Below are 8,233 nucleotides of genomic sequence, written 5' to 3'. Positions count from 1 at the left end.
TCAACTGGCTTATACTGCTTACCATTTATTTCACTTGGCGACACAATAACAAAATCTGTTAATATATCTATTCCAGTAAGTACATTAACCTTACGTGTTGCTTTACCCTGGTATTTAAAAAAGTAATGTAATCCGTTATTCGGTGTGCGTTCTATATAAGTGTCACTAGGCATTACCATTCCTTGCTTAGATAACTTTATAAGGCTCTCACGTCCATTGTTATCGCCATGTAAATCAACATCAACAACTAGTAAATTACTGGTATCTAATCTCAAACCTAAATTCATCTTGGGTTCGCTAACTATCCAATCAAATAGCTGTTCATGTTCACTTGTTGCTGATAAATAACCATGAGTGTCCTTTAATGGTACTTTGCTATTTTGACTAAGTGGGAATACTTGAAAACCTCTATCCAACAAATGAAATGCTGGTAATTCACATTGCAAATCAATCATTTAATTACCCCCTTACATATCGGGGCATATGTCACTTGATATCTGGCCAAGAGACTTTTCTAAGTTTTCCAAAGAATCGTTAAGGTTACTCAATGATCCACTAGCAATAAAATATGATGTTGCAAAATCATCTTTCTTCATGGCTAAGTAATTAATAACACTCAAATAACTAACTGCCACTTTTAATTCTTGCTGCAAGCTTACAATTTCTGATGCTTTCTGTTGTAAATACTCTGCTGTAACTACTTTTTTATCAATAAAGATTTGTTTTTCCATGTTCATAACCTCCACTTTTTGTTATAATGAGAGGTATAAATACATTTCATATCTGTGTTTCTTCCGCTTAACTCGGCAAAGTTATAAGCGGATTTTTTGTATTTACACCCATAATTAACTACCTCTACTAGTAATTTTTAAATTTGTCTAAGATCTCTTTAGCTGCTTCTATATCCCCTGGCAGTTGACCAGAAATAACCTTTTTGCATTGTTCCTTTGCTGCTGCAATATCAACTAGTACACCATCACTTGTTTCATGGAAATGTGAATCAGCAATACCTCTGTATGCAGGTATCGTTCCTTTTAGCTCTCCAATTGTTTGTGGGTTCTCATAGTTTCTTTGAGTGAAGTAAGCACTAATTTCTACTCGTTCATCAAATGAAGCTCTGTCATCAAAATCAACTAAAAAATCAAGAATCTTATCTGATACATACCAACGACCATCATATTTAGCAAACTCTTTTGCTGGAAACTTTTTGAATATTGGATAAATTTTCTTAAACTCCAGTAAGGTCATATTGCTTATTTCAGTGACATTAGTTACAAGCCCTTCATCTAGTGCCTTTTTTGTTGGAGTACCATTTACATCAATTATTTTTTCTTCAACCATTTTTTTATAAACATGTGCTTTGTCGATACCTGTAACACCACTATTTTTCATTGCAGCATACATCTGCTCAACGAGTGGTGGATAAATTGTTTCAAGCTTCATACTCACTTCTCCTTTTCTAAATAATTGCCACAATTACACCAGCAACAGTCATAATGTACATATATCCTAAGAACACATCAAACCAAAATCCCTGTACTCCATCTGGTATTGCTAAATACTCGTGAATCTTTTCTAACATAAGACCAGCTCCCTATTTTTGATGCTCCGCTAGAAAGTCAAGAATATCTTGCTTTCTAACTCTCTTAATACTCTCACCGATGTACGAAACCTTTAGCCCCTGGTCAATCAACAAATATAGTGAATTACGACTCACCCCAACAAACTTTGCTGCCTGCCCCAAATTCATAACTTCAGGAAACTCGTTCATTTTAAAACACCTCCTTGTATTTTATAAACTTCATAATTCGATAATTAAGTAGTTTATATCAATCATTATATACTGAGTTTTATAAAAGTCAACAACTTAACCATGTGCACTTTACAGACTACACGAGTTCTATGGAGTTCATTTATGCTATTTGACGTTTTTTATAAAAGACTGTATCTTTAATAACTAGAGGAGGTCTTTTAAATGCACATTAAACTTAAAGAAGCTTTAGAAAAAGAAAATCTTACTATTACTGCACTGAGTAAGCTTACTGACATTAGCAGATCCACACTTTCCCAATTGGTGAATTCTGATAAGTTTCCTGAACAAACAAAAGTTGAAACCTTAGTTAAAATTTCAAAATCTTTAAATATAGACTTGTTTGATCTTCTAACTAGAGATAAAAATAGTTATTCTTTCAACATTTTAAAAAAAAGAACAAATTATTACGGTGTAAATCTCAGTTTATTAAATGTGGATACAGAATTTAAGAAATATAAAATACCTATTTCTTTCGAATTAGCAGGTCAACTAGAAAGTAAACAAGATGAGCAATTAAAAAATCTAATTGAGAAAATATATTTAGAGGGATTTAAAAAATTGAGAGAAAGATATCCTGGTGATATTTCTAATGACTTTGATGCCGAAATGAAAAGTGGATATATTTATCATCTTATGGATAAAGAAGAAGATATTAGAAAAGAAGTAGATTCAGCAGTTGTGAATGTTACCCATAAGTTTGAAACAACATATCCCTTAAAGCTTAAAAGCATAAAGTTAAACTTATTAGACAAAGATAGGCTAAATAGATTAGCTCCCCCTAACTCAAATATCTATAATAAATTAGTACCTTACTTAAAAAACTATCCTGGGTATTCAGATTTTTTAGCTAAACTTGATGATAATGATTTAAAAGACATTTCTTTAGCATTTCTAGATACTAAAATTATCGAGAAAAATGATCACTTCAAAAATATATCTTTTGACTTTTATTGGGATTTTTTAAAGAAATCGTTTGAAATTAAAAGTATTGATTTAACGTTAGATAATAATAAAGCAATATATAAAAATTAAATGAGGTCTACTTATGGCGTCTATAACACAATACACAACTAAATCTGGTAAAAAGTTATGGCGGTGTCAATATTCCGTTGGTACCAATCCAATTACAGGCAAATCCATTAGGACTTCTAAGCGTGGTTTCAAAACTAAACATGAGGCTGAATCTGCATTAAGACATGAACTAATGAATGTTGAAAACCATGGATATGCTGAGAAAAGAAATTTAAAATATAAAGACGTCTACGAGTATTTTATTAAGTCTTACAAGAATACTGTTAAGGAATCTACTTTAAACCGTGTTCTTGGCATTTTTAAGCATCATATATTGCCTGCATTGGGAAAATATCCAATTAAAGATATAACTACTCCTATGTGTCAAAATATCGTTAATAGGTGGTCTAATGAATTAGTTGATTTTCGTAAAATAAAAAATTATGCTGGCCTAGTATTTAAAGAAGCTAGACGATTGAAAATTATTTATGATAATCCAATGGAGCTTGTGACCTTACCAAAAAAGGCTGTAAAAATTGGCGAAGAAAAATTTGAAAATTTTTGGGATAAAGATGAATTAAAATTGTTCTTTGACTGTTTGAAACAAGAATATGAGGATAAAAACATGAAGGCTGTAACCTTTTTTAGACTACTAGCATTTACTGGAATGAGAAAAGGCGAGGCCTTAGCCCTATGTTGGAATGATATTGATGAAACTGCCCATACAATAAATATTAATAAGACTGTAACGCGTGCCGTGGACAATAAAATGATAGTGGGTACTCCTAAGACTAAAAATTCATATCGCACGTTAGACTTAGATAAAAGGACATTTGAAATTTTAATGAATTGGAAAAAACTCCAAAAAGAAGAAATGTTTTTAATTGGTGGTTTTGATACCTCCTTGCCTACTCAATTAATATTTTCAAACAATAAAAATAGCCTACTTGCTACGACTAAAGCAAACAAGTGGCTAGATCATGTAATAAATAAACATAATTTAAAACACATTGGAGTTCACGGTCTACGCCATACTTTTGCCAGTATAGCCTTTGAGGCTGGTGCAACTATTAAACAGGTACAAACACAGCTTGGACATGCAGATGTTCAAACAACATTAAACATATATACTCACGTAACTAAATATGCAAAAAAAGATACAATTAACAAATTTAAAAATTATGTAGATTTTTAGAAAGTGAGTCAATAATGAGCCACAGCATACAAAAAAGATATAAAAACGCTTATATAACAGTGATTTAACTGTAAAAGATACAAAACCCACGTGGCGCATTTTTATTTTTGCTTACTTACAATTATTTGAACACTCATTTGATAAAACCTTTACCCAATATTGGTTGCTGTCTAATTAGCTAATTAGAATATCGAATGTCGGTGTTCTTTTTTGATTCTTTGTAAGCAATTTCACTCTTCTGTACCATTCTACCATCTCTAAAAAAATAAACCAACCACGATTTAAATGACGGTTCAGTATTAAGGCTAAAACTTGTTTCTTTTAAAGCCAGTATACTAAAGTCGTCCTCTAAAAAAATAAATAGCCCTAAGCTAGCTTAAATAACTTAAGTGAACTTACCTCTTATAAACTCAATTACAGGCTTTTCTCAACTTTGCAGCTACTTACCAGCATTTTCTAATTATATCCACTGTACTTCAAAAGTATGAACGGGTATTCTACTATTAAGTAGTTATTCTATTATAATAGCTTCAGTGTTTATAACACTAACTTAGGCTATTTATTTGACCTTTTTTGACCAATAGTTTAAACTAGCAACATAGACTTATGAATGCTAAAATTAATGGCGTTAAAATTAGTTAGGAGGTACTACACATGAATTTAGTTCCTACAGTTATTGAACAATCTTCAAGAGGTGAACGAGCATATGATATTTACTCACGCCTTCTAAAAGATCGTATCATCATGCTTTCAGGTGAAGTAAATGACGATATGGCCAATGCGATCATCGCCCAATTGCTTTTCCTTGATGCCCAAGATTCTGAAAAAGATATTTATATTTATATCAACTCACCTGGTGGAAGTGTAACGGCTGGTTTAGCTATTTACGATACAATGAATTTCGTTAATGCGGATGTTCAAACAATCGTGATGGGAATGGCGGCTTCAATGGCAAGTGTATTGGCAACTGCCGGCACTAAGGGCAAGCGTTTTGCATTGCCTAATTCTGAGGTCATGATTCACCAACCACTTGGCGGCGCCCAGGGTCAAGCAACCGAGATCGGTATTGCTGCGCAACATATCCTCAAAACCCGTAAGTTAATTAATAAGATTTTAGCCGATGGTTCTGGTCAAGATATGGAGATTATCAATCGTGATACTGAACGTGATAACTTTATGTCCGCCCAAGAAGCTGTCGATTATGGATTGATTGATGGTATTATGAAAAACAAGAAGAAGATTAAATAATCCCTGTAACACAGTTAGCCAGGTCAAAGTTAAGTTATTCTTTGACCTGGCTATTTGTTTAGCTCTCTTTTATTTTTAAACAGAATTATCTTCGCGTAACTTTTGTGCAAATTCATTTATCTTACGCAAGCGATGATTGACCCCCGACTTAGAAATAGGCCCTCCTGGTACGATTTCTCCTAGTTCTTTTAAACTAACCTCTGGATTAAGGATGCGTACATTAGCTACATTTTGTAACTTAGGAGGTAATTGACTAATTCCCACCCTTTTTTCAATGTAGTGAATATTTTCAATCTGCCGTTTAGCAGCATCAGCCACTTTATTCATATTAGCATTCTCACAATTAACGATCCGGTTAACTGAATTACGCATATCCCGAATAATCCGTATATCTTCAAATTTCAACATCGCATTTGTTGCCCCAATTAGAGATAGAAAATCAGCAATTTTTTCTGCTTCTTTCAGATAAGTAATATACCCACTTCTGCGTTCGGTTTTACGTGCATTTAGCTCATACCGGTTGATCAACTCACAGATAACATCATTTTGTTCTTCGTATAGTGAATATATCTCAAGATGATACCGACTTTTCTCCGGATTATTGACCGAACCAGTCGCCAGAAAAGCTCCACGCAGATATGATCTTACCTTAGCGTCATCATTTAGAAAATTCAGTGGAACACTATTCTTGATATGCAGACCTTCTAAAATATCAAGATCATTAAGGACCAACTTACTTCCCTTTTTTAGACGGACAATATAAAGATTATTCTTCTTTAGTTTCATTTTGCGCCTAACCAGTAATTCACTTTCGACTTCATAGAACTTTTTTAATAGTGTATAAATCCTACGTGCAATAGCTGGATTCTCAGTCTGGATATTTAGAATAAAATGATGCTGTGCAATACTCAATGAACCATTCATTCTAATGAGAGCCATCAATTCTGCTTTGGCATTTGCAAAATGAACATCGAGTGTTGTTAATTCCTTTTTAACTTCGCTTGCATAAGACAACTAGCAACCCTCCTCAGTTTAGTTAAACTCATCATCAATCCACGATAATGGTCGGCTTGTTAGTCTCATCAGCTCATTAACGACTTGACTTCCATTATGAAAGACACCACGATCACGCAGCTCAAGAAAATTATCTGAAATAACACGGCAGCCTTGTTGCCTTAAACCATTAAAATCATGCTTAACTTGATAAAGATATTCATCATATTTTTGATGATCCATATAATTATCAGGTACCGGCTGTGTATTAACCAAAACTGTATCAATAATTTTTTTACCCAAATGGCGGTTAAGCACTCGGACATGATCAGCATCAGAAAAATGCTCAGTTTCACCTTTTTGCGTCATTATATTACAGATATAAATCACTTCTGCATCAGTTTCACAAACAGCTTTACCGACATTTGAAATCATCAAATTGGGTAGAATACTTGTAAAGAGGCTTCCCGGTCCTAATACAATCTGATCGGCTTGCATAATTGCATCTACTACCTCTTGGACAGCACATGGTTGCTTATCATCAACCCCCGTTACCCAGACCCGATCAATCGTCTTATCAGCTGCTGAAATCTCAGACTCACCTGCGAGAACTGTTCCATCTGCAAATTCTGCATTCAAGATCAATGGATCATTAGCTGCTGGATAAACATGCCCGTCAACCCTCATCATCTGAGCTAACTCTTGAACAGCATTAAAAATACCATCACCATTCATCTCTGATAACGCTGCAATAATCAGATTTCCAATCGCATGACCTGAAAAGAATTGATCACTTGATTTAAATCGATATTGAAAAATGTTTTTGTAAATATCAGGTGTATTAGATAGCGCCACCAAGACATTGCGAATATCACCAGGTGGGACGACATTAATATAATCTCGAATCACGCCGGAGGATCCACCGTCATCAGCAACTGTAACAACAGCAGTAATATCCGCATTCTGTTTACGTAAAGCACGCAGAATAACCGGTAACCCTGTCCCGCCGCCAATAACCACGATATGGGGTCTTTGCCTTCGTTGGCTTGCTAACTTATTTATCATGACCGATTGACTGACTCCTTTCGACGTTTGACATCACGGTGAGAAGTTCTCACTGGATAAAGCGGTGTTAAACTATCACCAATCCGCTTTGCTAACGCAACTGAACGATGTTGTCCGCCTGTGCATCCAATAGCAATCGTCAAACTTGACTTGCCTTCTGCTATATATCCTGGAATTATATTTTTTAAAAGTACCATAAATTGTTGGTAAAATGATTCAGTTTTATCAGACTTCATTACATAATCATAAACTGGCTGGTCTAATCCCGTTTTCTTTTTAAGTGCTGGAATGTAATAGGGATTAGGTAGAAATCTAACGTCCATAACAATATCAGCATCAATCGGTAGCCCGTACTTAAACCCAAAAGACAGTACCTCGACATGAAAGGCAGTCGACTCGCTAGTTTCAAAATTATGGAAAATCTCTTCTCGCAACTGACGCGGTGTTAATTTACTTGTATCTACTACCAGTTGTGCCTTAGAACGGATGGCTGATAGAAGATCCCGTTCTAATTTAATGCCATCCATCAGTCTTCCTTCCATTGCTAAAGGATGGGAACGCCTTGTTTCCTTATAGCGAGCAACTAATTCAGCATCAGATGCATCTAGAAACAAGATTTTAGCATCAATAAAGGTATCACTGCCTAAATTATTCAGCATCTCAATAATCTCATCATAGAAAGCCCGAGAACGTAAATCAATTACCAGAGCTACCTTACTAACTTTACCTGATTCACGAACTAATTCCCAAAATTTCGGCAGTAGCGTGGGGGGCATGTTATCAATACAAAAATAGCCTAAATCTTCAAAACTTTGAACAGCCACCGTTTTACCAGCTCCGCTCATCCCGGTAATAACGACTAATTTTAATGGATCCTTCATTACAATTCCTCCAATTTATACCTCAGA

11 protein-coding genes are annotated in these 8,233 nt (G+C 34.6%); 3 read left to right on the top strand and 8 right to left on the bottom strand.

Annotated elements, in window-relative coordinates; all coding sequences use genetic code 11:
- The 5 genes from FC81_RS02110 to FC81_RS10845 form a co-directional block, all read right to left on the bottom strand.
- Positions 1 to 455 (bottom strand): bifunctional DNA primase/polymerase (locus FC81_RS02110; protein ID WP_162254805.1); only part of this gene is annotated, 455 nt, incomplete at its 3' end.
- A gap of 12 nt (positions 456 to 467) precedes the next feature.
- A complete protein-coding gene (locus FC81_RS02105) occupies positions 468 to 731 on the bottom strand; it encodes a hypothetical protein (RefSeq protein ID WP_057742599.1) in 264 nt (87 codons plus the stop codon).
- Between the two features lie 127 nt (positions 732 to 858).
- On the bottom strand, positions 859 to 1,443 hold the full coding sequence (locus FC81_RS02100; protein WP_057742597.1) for a hypothetical protein: 585 nt from the start codon (positions 1,441 to 1,443) through the stop codon (positions 859 to 861).
- A gap of 16 nt (positions 1,444 to 1,459) precedes the next feature.
- Positions 1,460 to 1,582: a hypothetical protein gene (locus FC81_RS11215; RefSeq protein WP_268871902.1), complete on the bottom strand. Its 123-nt coding sequence runs from the start codon at positions 1,580 to 1,582 to the stop codon at positions 1,460 to 1,462.
- Positions 1,583 to 1,594: 12 nt separating this feature from the next.
- Positions 1,595 to 1,771, bottom strand: coding sequence for a helix-turn-helix domain-containing protein (locus FC81_RS10845; RefSeq protein WP_157054675.1), 177 nt, complete (start codon positions 1,769 to 1,771; stop codon positions 1,595 to 1,597).
- Positions 1,772 to 1,975: 204 nt separating this feature from the next.
- On the opposite strand from FC81_RS10845, the gene FC81_RS02095 reads away from it, so the two are divergent.
- The 3 genes from FC81_RS02095 to clpP all read left to right on the top strand — a co-directional run bounded on the left by FC81_RS02095 (position 1,976) and on the right by clpP (position 5,267).
- Positions 1,976 to 2,845: a helix-turn-helix domain-containing protein gene (locus FC81_RS02095; protein WP_057742596.1), complete on the top strand. Its 870-nt coding sequence runs from the start codon at positions 1,976 to 1,978 to the stop codon at positions 2,843 to 2,845.
- 13 nt (positions 2,846 to 2,858) lie between these two features.
- Positions 2,859 to 4,019 (top strand): site-specific integrase, encoded by a 1,161-nt coding sequence (locus FC81_RS02090; protein ID WP_057742594.1) that lies wholly within the window; start codon positions 2,859 to 2,861, stop codon positions 4,017 to 4,019.
- 654 nt (positions 4,020 to 4,673) lie between these two features.
- Positions 4,674 to 5,267, top strand: a complete 594-nt coding sequence (clpP, locus tag FC81_RS02085) for an ATP-dependent Clp endopeptidase proteolytic subunit ClpP (protein WP_057742592.1) — start codon at positions 4,674 to 4,676, stop codon at positions 5,265 to 5,267.
- 75 nt (positions 5,268 to 5,342) lie between these two features.
- Here the strand turns inward: clpP and whiA are convergent, their stop codons facing one another.
- The 3 genes from whiA to rapZ are packed head-to-tail and all read right to left on the bottom strand — an operon-like array spanning position 5,343 to position 8,206.
- Complete coding sequence (gene whiA / locus FC81_RS02080) at positions 5,343 to 6,281, bottom strand: DNA-binding protein WhiA (protein WP_057742590.1); 939 nt, start codon at positions 6,279 to 6,281, stop codon at positions 5,343 to 5,345.
- An 18-nt stretch (positions 6,282 to 6,299) separates the two neighbouring features.
- Positions 6,300 to 7,325, bottom strand: coding sequence for a gluconeogenesis factor YvcK family protein (locus FC81_RS02075; protein WP_057742588.1), 1,026 nt, complete (start codon positions 7,323 to 7,325; stop codon positions 6,300 to 6,302).
- Positions 7,322 to 8,206 (bottom strand): RNase adapter RapZ, encoded by an 885-nt coding sequence (gene rapZ, locus FC81_RS02070; RefSeq protein WP_057742587.1) that lies wholly within the window; start codon positions 8,204 to 8,206, stop codon positions 7,322 to 7,324. The genes FC81_RS02075 and rapZ overlap by 4 nt, the downstream gene beginning before the upstream one ends.
- Between the last annotated feature and the right edge of the window lie 27 nt (positions 8,207 to 8,233).

Origin of the sequence: Liquorilactobacillus capillatus DSM 19910 (genome assembly GCF_001434915.1) — a bacterium.
GTDB lineage: Bacteria > Bacillota > Bacilli > Lactobacillales > Lactobacillaceae > Liquorilactobacillus > Liquorilactobacillus capillatus.
This window is presented reverse-complemented; position numbering and strand designations above follow the sequence as displayed.